Here is a 13,543-nt window from a genome sequence, read left to right as displayed (position 1 = left end):
TCCGCTATTAATGACCATAGAGTCATTAAATCGCCAGGGGTCATCATGTCAGAGACGCAGCAAGACGCGCAAGCTGTTGCGACGCCGGTCTCGCTTCCCGTGCCGCGCGAAACGCTGGTGGTCCCGGCCGCGCGACCGGCAGACCCTCCGCCTCTGCAGGTGATCCGCCGTCTCTGGCGGCTTCCCGTCCTCATGGTGATCCTGTTTACCGGCGCCGTCATCGGCCTTTATTTCCAGCCGCCGGGTCTCAAAGCCTTTTTTGGCGTCACCGGACTGAAACCCGGCGGCGGCACATCATCGCCGATTGCCGTATCACCACCGCCGCAACTGCCAGTGGCCGCAAGCGATGTTGCGTCGGTCACCGCACTCGGGCATCTGCTGCCGCGTGGCAAGACCATTACGGTTTCCTCGCCCTATGGCGGCAGCGATGCGCGCATCGCAAAGATCCTGGTGGACGAAGGCGATCACGTCACCGCAAACCAGGTGCTCGCCGAACTCGACAATCTGCCGTCGCTGCGGGCTGCCGTCACAAGCGCCAGAGCCAACCTTGCCGCCAGCGAGGCAACGCTGTCACAGACGAAGCTGACGGTCTCGACCAGCCTTGCCGAAGCGAAGGCCTCCGAGGAAAGCGCCAAGGCTGCGCTGGAGCTTGCCGAAAAGGAGCTTGCCCGCGCCAGAAGCCTGCAGCAGGGCGGCGCCTCGTCCACCTCGACATTGCAATCGGCGGAGGCCCAGCTTGCCCAGGCGAACAGCGACCTCCTGAAGGCGCGCTCCTCTGTTGCCCGTTACGACGCCGCCAATCCCGCCGAACAGGCCGATATCGCCCTTGCCACCCGCAATGTGGAGGTTGCCAAGATCCAGCTCGACACGGCGGAACGGGATCTCAGCAAGGGAACCATCCTTTCGCCCATCGATGGCACGGTGATCTCGCTCATCAGCCGCGTCGGGGAAAGGCCGAGCACCAACGGGCTTGCGACGCTCGGCGATACCGAGAACATGCAGGTAGAGCTCGAAGTATACCAGACGGACATCCGTTCCATCGCCCCCGGCCAGTCGATCGAGATCACCAGCCCGGCGCTCGCCAGCCCACTGAAAGCGACTGTCAGCCGGGTCGGCCTGGAGGTGGAACGCCAGACAGTCCTGTCTTCCGATCCGGTCGCCAATACCGATGCGCGGATCGTGCGCGTCACCGGCGATCTCGATCGTGCCTCATCCGACCGCGCCCGCGGCCTGACCGGCCTTGAAGTCACCGGCCGCATCACCATTACCGGCTCGGCCTCATGAGCTACATTCTCGGAAAGCTGTTTGGCCGGCTGCCGATCGGCTGGCTGCAATTGCGGCACAATCCGGCCCGTCTCGCCGCCGCCCTTGCGGGCGTCGCCTTCGCCAACATGCTGGTCTTTGTCCAGCTCGGCATCCTCGGCGTCCTCAACGGCACGATCAAGACGAGTTACGATCCGATCGTCTCCGACATCATGATCTCGTCCTACGACAGCAACACGCTGACGGAAGGATCATCGGTCTCCAGACGCCTGCTCTTCCGGGCGCTTTCCGTTCCGGGCATCAGCGCCGCAGCGCCGCTCTACATGGGCAAGCTGGACTGGAAGCGGGCGGACGGCAACACCGTCAACCTGATGGTCTATGCGCTGCCCATCGAAGCCGGATCGTTCGCCGGCCCTCAGGTGCAGCCCGCCCTCGCGCGCCTCACACCCTCCGATCACGTCCTGATCGATCGCTCGATCCGTGGCGTCGATCCGCAGGAACTTGCCGGCGTGACACAACAGACGCCCTATCGTTTCGAGGTGCAGGACCGCACGGTGACAGCCGTCGGAACGCTAGGCGTCGGAGCCGGCTTTTCCGCCGATGGGGTGATCTTCGCATCCGACCAGACCTTCCTGTCGCTGTTTCCGAAGCGGATCGGCGGGACACCCTCGCATATCCTCCTGCAGGTCGAGGACAAAAAGGCAATCCCGGCGCTCGTGGCGCAATTGCGAGAGATGCTGAAGGATGAGCCGGTCTTGGTCCGCTCCACCGCCGATGCCATCGCCGACGATGTGCGATACCAGACGACGGAGCGCCCTACCGGGGTGATCTTCGGCTTCGGCGTGTTCATGGGCGTCCTCGTCGGCATCGTCATCGTTTACCAGGTGCTGTCCACCGATGTCGCCGACCACCTCAAGGAATATGCGACACTGAAGGCCATGGGGTATCCGCAACGTTTCTTCTTCGGCATCGTGCTGGAAGAGGCGCTGGTGCTCGGCCTCCTCGGCTTCGTGCCCGGCTTCCTCCTGTCAAACCTCGTCTACGGCTTTCTGTCGGGAGTGACTGCGCTTCCCGTCGAGATGAACCTCCAGCGCGCCGTCATGGTGCTCGTCGGCACCTTGGCTGCATCGGTGATTTCCGGCACGCTCGCCACCCGCCGCCTCAATGGCGCAGATCCCGCGGATCTTTTCTGATGACAGACAGCCCCATCATCATCCGTCATCTGAACCACTGGTTCGGCAAGGGCGAAGCCAGCAAGCAAGCGCTTTTCGACATTTCGCTGTCGATTGCGCCGGGAAGCCTGACCGTGCTGATGGGACCGTCCGGTTCCGGCAAGACCACCGTGCTGACCCTGATGGGCTGCCTGCGCGAGGTGATGGACGGCTCCATCCTGCTGCTTGGCGAGGAATTGCACGGTGCCGGTCCCAAACGTCTCGAGGCGCTGCGCCGCGAGGTGGGTTTCATCTTCCAGGCGCACAATCTGCATGAAAGCCTGACCGCGCGGCAGAATGTCATGATGGGGCTCGAAGTGCATGGTCGTGGCAATGCCCAGGCACGGCAGCGGGCGATCGAACACATGCTCGCCCTCCTCGGGCTTGAGCATCGCATCGATTATCTGCCGGGCTCGCTATCCGGCGGCCAGAAGCAGCGCGTCGCGATTGCCCGCGCACTCGTCAGCGGCCCGAAGATCATCTTCGCCGATGAACCGACCGCAGCACTCGACAAGGAAAGCGGCCTGCAGGTGGTCACACTGCTGAAGGCGCTCGGCCGCGAGCGCGGCACGACCACCGTCATGGTGACCCATGACAACCGGATCGTCGATCTGGCCGATCGCATTCTCGTGATGGAGGAAGGACGGCTCATCTCCGACACGAAGACGGTGCAGAAGCCGGCAATCGTCTGACTACGCCAGCGGCTGTCAGACTGCGGCCGTCAGATATAGAGCGGCGCCATCCGCCGCCAGGCACCGGCCCGGTGCGCGCGCCCTTCCCAGACAAACATCTGGTGCGCCACCCCCTTTTCCGCCAGCAGCTGGCTCAGGTGGCGGTTGTTGTCGAGGAAGGGATCTTCGGCACCGATCGCCAGCACGATCTCCATGCGCCGCAGGTGGTCGAGATGGTCGCCCTGCGGCAGGTTGGGCAGGAAATGGGTGGGCGTGCGAAAATAGACGTCGTCATCGTAATAACCGCCCAGCAGGTCGTCGAAATGCTCGACCTTCAGCGTCAGATCGTAACGACCGGAAAAGGCGACGAGTTTGCGGAAGAGATGCGGATGGCGGAAGGCGAGGCTCGCCGCCTGAAAAGCGCCCAGGCTGCAGCCTTGGATGATCGTGCAGTCATGCGGATTGCGCGCATTCATCAGCGGCAGAACCTCGCTGAGCACATAGTCCTCAAACAGCGCATGGCGGCGGATACGGTCACCGGGATGTCGCCACCAGCTGTAAAAGGTCTCGCCCGCCATGCCCTCGATGCAGAAGAGCTGCAACTGGCCGGCCTTTATCTTGTCGGCCAGGCTCGCCACGATGCCGAGCTGTTCGTATTCGAAGAAGCGACCCTCGCGGGTCGGCAACATCAGGACCTTTGCGCCAGCATGTCCAAAGATCAAAAGCTCCATCTCTCGATGGAGGCGAGGACTGTACCAGCGTAAATATTCCCGGTTCATGGATCTCCGAAGAATGTCCTGACCTTCTCGGAGAGAAGGTTATGCTGCGCCGCAGCGTCAGGATAGTCGAAGTGGCCCGCGTCGAGAATGAAGGTTTGATTAAATTTTTGCGGCACGGCATTGGCGACGGAAAACTGGCAGGGCGGCGCCACGGCCGGGTCGAACCGCGCCGGCGCCACCAGCATCGGCACGGTGATTCGCGTTGCAGCCGTTGCGGCATCAAAGAGGCGCAGCGGCGCATCCACGCCCGGATGGGTCTTGCGATAGATCTGGACCGACGCCGCACTGCCGGTGGAGGGCAGCGTCAGCCAGAGCGGACGGTTGCCGAAGGTCGGCACCTCCAGAAATCCGCGATCGATCCGTGGATCATGGGGGATACCCAGCGCGCCGATGCCGCCGCCGAAACTGATACCGCTATAACCGATCTGCCCCTCAAGCCCGGGAAACAGCGCCAGCAGCACCGACACCGAGACGAAAAGATCCTCAACGCAGCCGCCGATCACGTATTTTTCCGGCTTCTCGATATGGTGCAACACATGCCAGACCGCATTGCCGGAAATCGGCGGATGCGGGCTTTTTGACATGCCGCGGAAGCAGGGAAAAAGAAGCGCGGCATCGCTGACCGGGTAATCGAAATCCGGCGCGTCGCGCCCGCCATAACCATGGCCGACCACGATGCCGCGGCGGATCTCTCCCGTTTTCGGCGTGAGCAGCCAGCCACCGATCCGCACGCGATCGGTCGAGGTGAATTGGATCTCCTCCACCTGCCAGGCCGGATGCGACAAAGGGCTCGGGCGACGCACCGGCTTTGGCGCGACGCCAAGCGCCCGCTGATAGCGGCCGGCCCAGAACGCATCAAATCCCTCCGGGGCCTCCGGCGCCTGAAGTGCCTGAAGCGCCTCCAGACTGTAACCGTAGGTCGGGTCGAATTCGAAGGGATGTTCGGTCGGAATGCTCATGTGATGCACCGGTTCTGGACGTGCCGCCGACGCAGGACACGCGCCTTGCGTCGGAGATGGATACGGAAAACCCCGCCGGATGTTTCCGACGGGGCAAATGTCGCAACGATGGCCGAAACGATCAGCCGATTTCGGACTGGCTTTCGACGATCTTCGAAACCAGACCGTAGGAGACGGCATCTTCTGCCGACAGCCAGTAATCGCGGTCGATGTCCTTGGCGATCTTCTCTTCCGTCTGGCCGGTGGCCTTGGAGAAGATCTTGATCAGGCGCTGGTTCATCTTGATGATTTCGCGGGCCTGGATCTCGATGTCGGACGCCATGCCGCGCGTGCCACCGGACGGTTGGTGCAGCAGGAAGCGGGTGTTCGGCAAGCAGATACGACGCTCCTTCGGCACGGAGACGTAGATCAGCGCGCCGGCGGACGCGACCCAACCGGTGCCGATGATCCAGACCTTCGGCTTGATGAACTTGATCATGTCGTGGATCGAGTCACCCGATTCGACATGGCCGCCCGGCGAATTCACGTAGATGCGGATATCCTCATCGGAGGCCGCGGCAAGCGCGACGAGCTGGGTGCAGACCTTCTGCGCCAGTTCCTGGGTAATGCCGCCATAGATGAAGATCGAACGCGACTTGAAGAGGTTCGCCTCCGTTTCCTTCCCCAGTGGCAATTCCTTCGTCTTGTCGTCGTCATTCTCATCAAGCATAGAGCGATCTCCAATGTGGATGTGCATGTCACCGGACATAATGCGTTCGGGCGCGCAAGACAATGAGCGAAACGGCAAGAGCCGGCCTGAACTTCCGGCAAGGTGAATCCAATCACCGTCATTTTGCGGATGGACAGATTTTTGGGCACTGCCTAATCTTGCGCCTGACGCAGTGCAGCAGGACCCTGCCTGCCGCTGCCGATTGTCAGGGGAACCCTTTATGTTGAAACGTCTTTCTTTCACCGCCGGCCTGTTTGCCGCCGCCGCCGCTCCGGCTTTCGCTCATCTCGATCCGCTGGCCCACGGTTCCTTTGCCGCCGGCCTCTCGCATCCGGTCTTCGGTGCCGATCACGTTCTCGCCATGGTCGCCGTCGGTCTGTGGGCCGCGCAGATTGCCGCAACGCCCGGCCGCCGTGCCGCGCTCTTTGCCGTTCCCGCCGCCTTTGTCGCCACCATGGCGTTCGGTTTCGCGCTGGCGGTGTTCGGCATCCACCTGCCCTTCGTCGAGCCGGCGATCCTCGCCTCCGTCATCGGCCTTGGCCTGCTGGTCGGTCTTGCGGTCCGCCTGCCGGTCGCAGCATCGGCCGCCGTTGTTGCGGTCTTTGCGCTGTTCCACGGCCATGCGCATGGCGCCGAACTGGGTGAGGCCGGTGCCTGGGCCTTCGGCCTCGGTTTCATTGCGGCAACCGCCCTCCTGCATGCCGCCGGTCTGGTGCTCGGCCTGCTGGTCAGCCGCACGGCACCGGTCGTGCCGCGCATGCTCGGTGGGCTTGCCGCACTGGCCGGCCTCTCGTTTGCCTTCGGCGGCTGACAACACCATCGGGTGGGCGCTTCTGCGCCCTCCCCTCCCTCCTTCGCCTGCCTTACCAAGAATTAAGGCAGAACCCCGGTGACACGGACCGAATCCGGCCCCATTTCTTTTTCATGGCTCAGGCAAAGAGCCTTTGAGCGAAGGAGAGACCCGATGTCACCGGAAGAACGCCAGCTTTTGACCGCCCTGTTCGACCGTATTCGCACCGCCGCAGGCACCCCGCGCGATGCCGACGCCGAACGGCTGATTGCCGATGCGGTGCGCGCCGAACCGGCCGCGCCCTATTATCTGGCGCAGGCCGTCATCGTGCAGGAAAAGGGGCTCGAAGCCGCCTCCAAACACATCAACGATCTCGAAAACCGGGTCCGCGAACTGGAAGATAACCTGGCAAAACCCGCGCCGCAGCCGGAAGAACGCGGTTTCCTCAGCTCGATCTTTGGCTCCAGCCAGCCGCCGCGCGCAGCACCCGCCGCACAGCCGCGTCCCGCCTATCCGCAAACCAATCGCGGCGCGCCCTGGGGCCAGCCGCAGGGCTATGCGCAGGCACCCGCCTATCCCCAGGCTCCGACGGGACCGTGGTCGCAGGCCATGCCCACACCCTCTGCCGGCAGCAGCTTCCTGACGGGCGCGCTTGGAACCGCCGCAGGCGTTGCCGGCGGCATGCTGCTAGCCAATTCGCTCAGCGGCATCTTCGGCCACCACATGGCGGGCCTCGGGCTCGGTTCGCCGCTCAGCGAAGGTTTTGGCAGTGCCCCGGTCGAGGAAACCGTCATCAACAACTATTTCGGCGATCCCAACAATGATCCGCCGCAGATCGATACCGGCACCAATGCCAGCGCCAACCTGGACCCGGACGACGGTCTGCAGCAGGCCGATCTGGACACGAACGATGCCGGCTGGAACGACGACTCCGATTTCGGCAACGACGACAGCGGCGATTTCGTCTGAGCCGGCAGAAACGGCATCGCGGGAAAGCTGAGGCTTCCCCGCGATGCAAAAGGCTCTCTGTCGAAATCCGGCCGGTCAGCCGCGGCCGCGATAGGTCGGCACACCCTGGTCCGGCAACCAGACACCCTCCGGCACGGCTCCCGTCTGCCAGAAGACATCGATCGGAATGCCGCCACGCGGATACCAGTAGGCGCCGATCCTGAGCCATTTCGGCGCGAGCAGGTCCACAAGTCGTTTGGCGATATAGACCGAGCAATCCTCATGGAAGGCGCCGTGATTGCGGAACGATGCAAGGAACAGTTTCAGAGACTTCGATTCGACGAGCGAGTCGCCCGGAATGTAGTCGATGACGATATGGGCGAAATCCGGCTGGCCCGTCATCGGGCAGAGCGAGGTGAATTCCGGCGCGGTGAAGCGCACCACGTAATCGGTTCCGGCATTGCTGTTCGGCACCTTTTCCAGAACCGCCGTTTCCGGGCTGGTGGGAGCCTCCACCTGTTTTCCGAGCTGCGAGAGCCCGCTGACATCCGTCATGCTCATGACTATTGACCTTCTACCTTGACCTTGAGCCCATGCGGGCGTTCGCCCTCGGGCTCCACATGAATGGCGAGTGATGCGCCGGGAATAGCCGCCTTGATCGCATCTTCCAAGCGGTCGCAGATCGCATGCGCCTCGCCGACCGGCATTTTGCCCGGCACCACCAGATGGAAATCGATGAAGGCGACAGCCCCGGCCCGCCGGGTTCTGAGATCATGCGCGCCGAGCGCGCCGGCGGAATGTGTGCGGATCGCCTCGCGGATCGCCTCTTCCTCTTCCGGCTCCACCGCCTTGTCCATCAGCCCGCCGAGCGAATGGGAAATCACCTTGGAGCCCTGGTAGAGGATGTTGATACCAACGATGATGGCGAGAATGGGATCAAGAATGGCATAACCCGTCACAAGCGCCAGGACGAGGCCGACCAGCACGCCGGCGGATGTGACGACATCCGACATGATGTGCTGCCCGTCGGCCTTCAATGCCGGCGAACGATGGCTGGTGCCGTAACGGATGAGAAGCGTCGCCCAGGCGGCATTGATCACGCCGGCAGCCGCATTGATCGCCAGACCCAGCACCGGCGCCTCCGGCAGCCGCGGCGCGACCAGCCCGCCCCAGGCCTCCTTGACGATGAGAAGCGCGGCGATCACGATCAGCACGCCTTCGATGACCGCGGAGATATATTCCGCCTTGTGGTGGCCGAACTGGTGGTCGTGATCGGCCGGGCGCTGCGCGTAGCGAATGACGAAATAGGCGATACAGGCCGCCGCAACGTTGACGAAGCTTTCCAGCCCGTCGGACAGAAGCGCCACCGATCCGGTGACCCACCAGGCCAGAAGCTTGAGGCCCATGACGCCAAGCGAAAGCGGAATGCCCCATAAGGCAAGGCGTTGCACAAGCTGTTTTTCGTCGTCGGTCATCGTCTTTCCGTGCGCATGCGAATGAATTGCAAAAGCCTGAAAACGGCGAAACCGCCGAGCGTATAATAGCGCTCGGCGGTTTCGGTTTCGTGCGGTCTATCGCTCGGATTGACCGGAATGTCAAAGCACTTCGGCAAGCTTTTACGCCCTGCCACAAATCTGCCATGGATCGGAAATTGATCATGTTCCAGCAGGTCCGGGTGTATCTGCTTCGGTCCGACGGGGGACATCATGAAGTTATCACATGTCGCAAAGCGCGCCGGCCTCTGTCTGGCCGCGTCGATGCTTCTGCTCGGCGCCTATCTCGGTTTCCTGCAGCTGACCGGCAATTTCCACGAAGTGGTTCCCGGCCAGTTCTACCGATCCGCTCAGCTTTCCAAGGAGGGTTTCGATCATTACATCGAGACCTACCACATCCGCACGGTCATCAACCTGCGTGGCGGAAAACCCGGCGCGCAATGGTATGAGGACGAACTGGCTGCGGCGAAGGCGCATGGCGTCACCCATATCGATTTCCCCATGTCCGCCCGCAAGGCGCTGACCCCGGAACAAAGTTTCGAGCTGGTCAGCCTCCTGCGCAATGCGCAAGGCCCGATCCTCGTGCACTGCAAGAGCGGCGCCGACCGCACCGGCCTTGCCTCGGTCATGTACCTGCAACAGGTGGCGAACGTGGACGAGGAAACCGCCGAATGGCAGCTGACGCCGCTCTTCGGCCACCTCAACATTCCCTTCACCGGCCCCTACGCCATGGACGACACCTGGGAAGACTTTGAAAAGCTGATTGGATTGCCGAGCTGAGATAGCGGCAGCCACAGTTGCCGTTGTGGTATTCGAACCGCCGAGAGCCCGCTATGGACACGAGTGGGGCAGAGGATTAAATTACCATCAGGTATTACTCGGTAATATGGAGCTTTGATGGCAACCTCCCTGAAGATTGACGACAGGCTGAAGGGTCGCGTCCAGCAGCTTGCCAGCCAGCGTCGCCGCTCGCCGCACTGGATCATGCTCGAAGCCATCCAGCAATATGTCGAGCGGGAAGAAGCCCGCGAGAGTTTCAAACAGGAAGCCATGGCATCCTGGGCCGCCTACACGCAAACCGGTCGCCACCTGACCGGCGAAGAGGTCAGCGCCTGGCTCAGCACCTGGGGCAGCGACGACGAGAAGCCGGTGCCAGAGTGCCACGACTGATCGTGACGGAAGGCGGCGTCAAAGGCTTACAACGTTGCCAGCGTTTTCTTGCCGCCAAGGCACCGGAGGCTGCATCGCGGGCGGCGGCGGCGATTAAACGTCAATTTCGGCAGCTTGAAACATCACCCGATATGGGCAGACCACTGCTGGAAAAACCAGAACTGCGCGAATTGGTGATTGCCTTTGGAGACACAGGCTATGTGGCTCTCTATCGTCACGAGCCGGCAGAGGACGCGGTTTATATTCTGGCCTTTCGGCATCAGAAGGAAGCAGGGTACTGACTCGATTGCTGTTGTTTGCGACTGTTCAGATTTCGAGGAAAGACATCAATGGCGCTCACCAGCAAAATCTCTCTCTACAACAGCCAATGGCCTTTTCAATTCTCAGTCGAAGCAGAGCGGATTGCAAAATGTTTTAATTCGGAACTTCGCGGGATTCATCATGTCGGAAGCACAGCGGTTCCAGATCTTGCGGCGAAACCTGAAATAGACCTACTGGTTGAATTATCCGAGCATCAAAACGAGGCAATTCGCGACGCAGCCATGCGGGATCTGGGCTATGTACGTGGAAGCAATCTTTCAGAAGGCCACCATTTTTTCCGTCGCGATGTTGGAGGAATTCGAACACATAAAGTACATATCTGCGTCATGGGTCATTGGCAGATTGAGCGAATGATCCGCTTTCGCGATCTTTTACGAGCTGATCCTGCTATTCGGCAGCAATATCAAGATCTGAAGCTTCGGCTGGAGGCCAATAACCGGGAGGGCATCGGCGAGTATCTTGCGCAGAAAGCGCCTTTTATTGATGCCTTGATGGGACCCCCGCCGCAAATCCGCTAGTGTTTCGGCAAATGCCACCCGCGTTGATATTCCAGAAAAATGCCCGTCAAAAACCCTCGCACACCAGGCGGCATGCGAGGGTCCGGCAGTCCGAGACGCAGATTTTTACGCCGCCTGTTCCTTCGCCCGGCGCGAGAGGTTCGCCACCACGTTTTCGATCATCCGCATGCCGGCGTCGCCGCCGAGCGTCATGATCGATTCGGGATGGAACTGCACCGCCGCGATCGGTTCCTTGGCGTGCTCGATGCCCATGATCGTGCCATCCTCGCTTTCCGCCGTGATGATGAAATCGGGGTGCAGCGTTGCCGGATCGGCAAAGATCGAGTGATAACGGCCGACCGTTACCTCGCGGCCAAGGCCGGCAAACACGATGCCCGGTTCGAGCACGCGGATGCGCGACGGCTTGCCATGCATAGGAACCGCAAGATGCCGAAGCTCCCCGCCATAGGCTTCCGCCAGCGCCTGCAGGCCGAGGCACACACCGAAGATCGGCAGATTTTTGGCGCGCGCCGCCTTGATGGTTGCCTTGCAGTCAAAGTCCTTCGGATTGCCGGGTCCGGGCGACAGCACCACGAGATCCGGCTTGATCCTGTCGTAGATCTCTTCCGGCACCGGCGTGCGCACGGTGGAAACCTCGGCCCCCGTCTGGCGGAAGTAGTTGGCGAGCGTGTGAACAAAGCTGTCCTCGTGATCGACCAGCAGGATTTTCACCCCCTGCCCGACCGTCTGTACGTCGCGGCTGATCTTGGCGGTATTGCCCGTGCGGGCATCACGGATCGCGGCAATCATGGCGGATGCCTTCAGTTCGGTTTCGGCCTCTTCCTCATGCGGGTCGCTGTCGTTGAGCAGGGTTGCGCCGGCCCGCACCTCGGCAATGCCGTCCTTGATGCGGATCGTGCGCAGCGTCAGCCCGGTATTCATGTCGCCGTTGAAGCCCACCATGCCGATCGCGCCGCCATACCAGGCACGCGGGCTCTTTTCGTGTTTTTCGATGAAACGCATCGCCCAGAGTTTTGGCGCCCCGGTGACGGTGACGGCCCAGGCGTGGGAAAGAAAGCCGTCGAAAGCGTCCATGTCCGGACGCAGGCGGCCTTCGATATGGTCCACCGTGTGGATGAGGCGGGAATACATCTCGATCTGGCGGCGACCAATGACCTTGACCGAGCCCGGCTCGCAGACGCGGCTCTTGTCGTTGCGATCGACGTCCGAGCACATGGTCAGCTCGCTCTCGTCCTTCTTGGAGTTGAGCAGCTTCAGGATCTGTTCCGAATCGGAGATCGCATCCTCGCCGCGGCGGATCGTGCCGGAAATCGGGCAGGTCTCGATCCGCCGGCCGGAGACGCGCACGAACATTTCCGGCGAGGCGCCGACGAGATATTCCTGGTTTCCGAGATTGATGAAGAAGGAATAGGGCGAGGGATTGATCGCCTTCAGGCGGTTGGAGATCTGCGAGGGTTTCGAATCGCAGCGTTCCATGAACTTTTGGCCGGGCACGACCTCGAACAGGTCGCCGCGCCGAAAGCTTTCTTTGGCCTTCACCACCAGCTCGGCATATTCGCCGGGGCGATGATCGCCCTTCGGCGGGATCGTGTCCGTTGTGCGGAAGGGTTCGGGCGCAATCTCTTCCGACTTGCCGACCGTCGTCTTGCCATCGCGGGCAAAATCGTAGCGGTCGATCCAGGCCTTGGCGGCGTGGTGGTCCACCACGAGGATTTCGTCGGGCAGGAACAGCACCATGTCGCGCTGATCGTCGGGACGGGTGAGCGAAAGGTCGATCGAATCGAACTGGAAGGCAAGATCGTAACCGAAGGCGCCAAAGAGCCCGATGGCGCTGTCGGCATCGGAATGGAAGAGATCGACGATCGCGCGCAAAACGGTAAACACCGTTGGCATCTTGGAGCGCTCTTCCTCGGTAAAGGCGCGGGCGGGTTTGTTGACCGACAGATCGAGGCGGCGCGCGGAGCGTGCCCCCAGCGTCAGGTCCGGCTCGCTCGACAAACGCTCGGCAATGAATTCGAGCAGAACCTCGCCGCGGCCGTTATAAGCCTCGATCCAGACAGAGCGGCCAAAGGAAGAGATGCCGAGCGGCGGGTCGACGATGGCCGTGTCCCAGCGCGTATAACGACCCGGATATTCGTAGTTGGAAGAGAAGACCGCGCCGCGCCGTTCGTCCAGTTTGTCCACGTAGCTGGACACGGCATTGGCGTAAGGGGTCGGCCTGCGCTTGCGGCTGACGGAAATGCCGCCACGGGTCTCGTAGACCTCCGAGCCGTCGTCTTCGATGATGGTTACCATGCTCTTAACCTCTTCCACTTTCCCATCAAGCCCGGTTCTGGAGGAGGTTTTTACATAAAAAAACCGCCTCGGGAGTTTCGGGCGGCTTTGTCTCGTCTCTGGACATGACTGGTCAAGGCCGCGTTTAGCGTGCCCACCACCAGATCATCATGTTGCTCGACGTTTTCATGGCGTCTTTCATAGCGTGGGCCTGTGTTTCTGACAAGCGGGTTCTGCGCGATGTCGCGGGCGACGTCACCACCCTCCCCTGCCGAGACCGCAGCGTCACCGAACCTGCCATCACCACGTCTGCAAAACCACGTTTACGGGTAAATCTGCGCCACAAAAACAGGAGGCATACAAGTCATGATGGAAGAATACCAGCGACACATTAGCATTTGAATAACACATTTATGCTTTCCTTAATCTTGGGTTAA

Annotated in this window: 16 protein-coding genes; 9 read left to right on the top strand and 7 right to left on the bottom strand. The window is 61.6% G+C overall.

All coding sequences use genetic code 11. The features are described 5' to 3' along the window. Positions 1-45 precede the first annotated feature (45 nt). The 3 genes from OU993_RS22310 to OU993_RS22300 are packed head-to-tail and all read left to right on the top strand — an operon-like array spanning position 46 to position 3,166. Positions 46-1,284: an HlyD family efflux transporter periplasmic adaptor subunit gene (locus OU993_RS22310; protein WP_268161108.1), complete on the top strand. Its 1,239-nt coding sequence runs from the start codon at positions 46-48 to the stop codon at positions 1,282-1,284. Beyond that, positions 1,281-2,456 (top strand): FtsX-like permease family protein, encoded by a 1,176-nt coding sequence (locus OU993_RS22305; RefSeq protein WP_268161107.1) that lies wholly within the window; start codon positions 1,281-1,283, stop codon positions 2,454-2,456. Before OU993_RS22310 ends, OU993_RS22305 begins: the two co-directional genes overlap by 4 nt. After that, on the top strand, positions 2,456-3,166 hold the full coding sequence (locus OU993_RS22300; RefSeq protein WP_268161106.1) for an ATP-binding cassette domain-containing protein: 711 nt from the start codon (positions 2,456-2,458) through the stop codon (positions 3,164-3,166). The genes OU993_RS22305 and OU993_RS22300 overlap by 1 nt, the downstream gene beginning before the upstream one ends. 29 nt (positions 3,167-3,195) lie before the next feature. Here the strand turns inward: OU993_RS22300 and OU993_RS22295 are convergent, their stop codons facing one another. The 3 genes from OU993_RS22295 to OU993_RS22285 all read right to left on the bottom strand — a co-directional run bounded on the left by OU993_RS22295 (position 3,196) and on the right by OU993_RS22285 (position 5,592). Beyond that, entirely contained in the window at positions 3,196-3,924 is a 729-nt protein-coding gene (locus tag OU993_RS22295) for an esterase family protein (protein ID WP_268161105.1), read from the bottom strand. Continuing rightward, positions 3,921-4,883, bottom strand: a complete 963-nt coding sequence (locus OU993_RS22290) for an acetylxylan esterase (RefSeq protein WP_268161104.1) — start codon at positions 4,881-4,883, stop codon at positions 3,921-3,923. Before OU993_RS22290 ends, OU993_RS22295 begins: the two co-directional genes overlap by 4 nt. Before the next feature lie 121 nt (positions 4,884-5,004). Next, a complete protein-coding gene (locus OU993_RS22285; protein WP_268161103.1) occupies positions 5,005-5,592 on the bottom strand; it encodes an ATP-dependent Clp protease proteolytic subunit in 588 nt (195 codons plus the stop codon). 220 nt (positions 5,593-5,812) lie between these two features. On the opposite strand from OU993_RS22285, the gene OU993_RS22280 reads away from it, so the two are divergent. Both OU993_RS22280 and OU993_RS22275 read left to right on the top strand, forming a co-directional pair. Next, positions 5,813-6,403 (top strand): HupE/UreJ family protein, encoded by a 591-nt coding sequence (locus OU993_RS22280; RefSeq protein ID WP_268161102.1) that lies wholly within the window; start codon positions 5,813-5,815, stop codon positions 6,401-6,403. A 153-nt stretch (positions 6,404-6,556) separates the two neighbouring features. Beyond that, positions 6,557-7,351, top strand: coding sequence for a DUF2076 domain-containing protein (locus tag OU993_RS22275; protein WP_268161100.1), 795 nt, complete (start codon positions 6,557-6,559; stop codon positions 7,349-7,351). 75 nt (positions 7,352-7,426) lie between these two features. Here OU993_RS22275 and queF read toward each other — a convergent pair whose 3' ends face one another. The 3 genes from queF to OU993_RS22260 are packed head-to-tail and all read right to left on the bottom strand — an operon-like array spanning position 7,427 to position 9,038. After that, positions 7,427-7,891, bottom strand: coding sequence for a preQ(1) synthase (queF, locus tag OU993_RS22270; RefSeq protein ID WP_268161099.1), 465 nt, complete (start codon positions 7,889-7,891; stop codon positions 7,427-7,429). Positions 7,892-7,893: 2 nt separating this feature from the next. Then, the gene (locus OU993_RS22265; protein WP_268161098.1) at positions 7,894-8,805 is read right to left on the bottom strand and encodes a cation diffusion facilitator family transporter; all 912 of its coding nucleotides are present in this window, start codon (positions 8,803-8,805) and stop codon (positions 7,894-7,896) included. Beyond that, positions 8,802-9,038 (bottom strand): hypothetical protein, encoded by a 237-nt coding sequence (locus tag OU993_RS22260; protein ID WP_268161097.1) that lies wholly within the window; start codon positions 9,036-9,038, stop codon positions 8,802-8,804. The genes OU993_RS22265 and OU993_RS22260 overlap by 4 nt, the downstream gene beginning before the upstream one ends. Here OU993_RS22260 and OU993_RS22255 point away from each other — a divergent pair. The 4 genes from OU993_RS22255 (at position 9,037) to OU993_RS22240 (ending at position 10,832) form a co-directional block, all read left to right on the top strand. Next, positions 9,037-9,603 carry a dual specificity protein phosphatase family protein gene (locus OU993_RS22255; protein ID WP_268161096.1) on the top strand — a complete coding sequence of 189 codons (567 nt, stop codon included), beginning with the start codon at positions 9,037-9,039 and terminating at the stop codon, positions 9,601-9,603. The genes OU993_RS22260 and OU993_RS22255 overlap by 2 nt on opposite strands. Before the next feature lie 117 nt (positions 9,604-9,720). Continuing rightward, positions 9,721-9,993, top strand: a complete 273-nt coding sequence (locus tag OU993_RS22250) for a CopG family ribbon-helix-helix protein (protein ID WP_268161095.1) — start codon at positions 9,721-9,723, stop codon at positions 9,991-9,993. Next, positions 9,981-10,274, top strand: a complete 294-nt coding sequence (locus tag OU993_RS22245; protein WP_268161094.1) for a type II toxin-antitoxin system RelE/ParE family toxin — start codon at positions 9,981-9,983, stop codon at positions 10,272-10,274. The genes OU993_RS22250 and OU993_RS22245 overlap by 13 nt, the downstream gene beginning before the upstream one ends. Positions 10,275-10,322: 48 nt before the next feature. After that, positions 10,323-10,832, top strand: a complete 510-nt coding sequence (locus OU993_RS22240; protein WP_268161093.1) for a GrpB family protein — start codon at positions 10,323-10,325, stop codon at positions 10,830-10,832. A gap of 105 nt (positions 10,833-10,937) precedes the next feature. Here OU993_RS22240 and OU993_RS22235 read toward each other — a convergent pair whose 3' ends face one another. Next, entirely contained in the window at positions 10,938-13,127 is a 2,190-nt protein-coding gene (locus OU993_RS22235) for an anthranilate synthase (protein WP_268161092.1), read from the bottom strand. Between the last annotated feature and the right edge of the window lie 416 nt (positions 13,128-13,543).

The sequence above is a fragment of the Rhizobium sp. SL86 genome, from assembly GCF_026672545.1.
GTDB lineage: Bacteria > Pseudomonadota > Alphaproteobacteria > Rhizobiales > Rhizobiaceae > Neorhizobium.
The sequence above is the reverse complement of the archived record's forward strand: the minus strand, read 5'-3'. Positions and strand labels throughout refer to the sequence as shown.

Excerpts from the sequence above, each read along its gene's own strand:
- OU993_RS22310 (WP_268161108.1), top strand. The coding sequence starts at position 46 with ATGTCAGAGACGCAGCAAGACGCGCAAGCTGTTGCGACGCCGGTCTCG.
- OU993_RS22305 (WP_268161107.1), top strand. The coding sequence starts at position 1,281 with ATGAGCTACATTCTCGGAAAGCTGTTTGGCCGGCTGCCGATCGGCTGG.
- OU993_RS22300 (WP_268161106.1), top strand. The coding sequence starts at position 2,456 with ATGACAGACAGCCCCATCATCATCCGTCATCTGAACCACTGGTTCGGC.
- OU993_RS22295 (WP_268161105.1), bottom strand. The coding sequence starts at position 3,924 with ATGAACCGGGAATATTTACGCTGGTACAGTCCTCGCCTCCATCGAGAG.
- OU993_RS22290 (WP_268161104.1), bottom strand. The coding sequence starts at position 4,883 with ATGAGCATTCCGACCGAACATCCCTTCGAATTCGACCCGACCTACGGT.
- OU993_RS22285 (WP_268161103.1), bottom strand. The coding sequence starts at position 5,592 with ATGCTTGATGAGAATGACGACGACAAGACGAAGGAATTGCCACTGGGG.
- OU993_RS22280 (WP_268161102.1), top strand. The coding sequence starts at position 5,813 with ATGTTGAAACGTCTTTCTTTCACCGCCGGCCTGTTTGCCGCCGCCGCC.
- OU993_RS22275 (WP_268161100.1), top strand. The coding sequence starts at position 6,557 with ATGTCACCGGAAGAACGCCAGCTTTTGACCGCCCTGTTCGACCGTATT.
- queF (WP_268161099.1), bottom strand. The coding sequence starts at position 7,891 with ATGAGCATGACGGATGTCAGCGGGCTCTCGCAGCTCGGAAAACAGGTG.
- OU993_RS22265 (WP_268161098.1), bottom strand. The coding sequence starts at position 8,805 with ATGACCGACGACGAAAAACAGCTTGTGCAACGCCTTGCCTTATGGGGC.
- OU993_RS22255 (WP_268161096.1), top strand. The coding sequence starts at position 9,037 with ATGAAGTTATCACATGTCGCAAAGCGCGCCGGCCTCTGTCTGGCCGCG.
- OU993_RS22260 (WP_268161097.1), bottom strand. The coding sequence starts at position 9,038 with ATGATGTCCCCCGTCGGACCGAAGCAGATACACCCGGACCTGCTGGAA.
- OU993_RS22250 (WP_268161095.1), top strand. The coding sequence starts at position 9,721 with ATGGCAACCTCCCTGAAGATTGACGACAGGCTGAAGGGTCGCGTCCAG.
- OU993_RS22240 (WP_268161093.1), top strand. The coding sequence starts at position 10,323 with ATGGCGCTCACCAGCAAAATCTCTCTCTACAACAGCCAATGGCCTTTT.
- OU993_RS22235 (WP_268161092.1), bottom strand. The coding sequence starts at position 13,127 with ATGGTAACCATCATCGAAGACGACGGCTCGGAGGTCTACGAGACCCGT.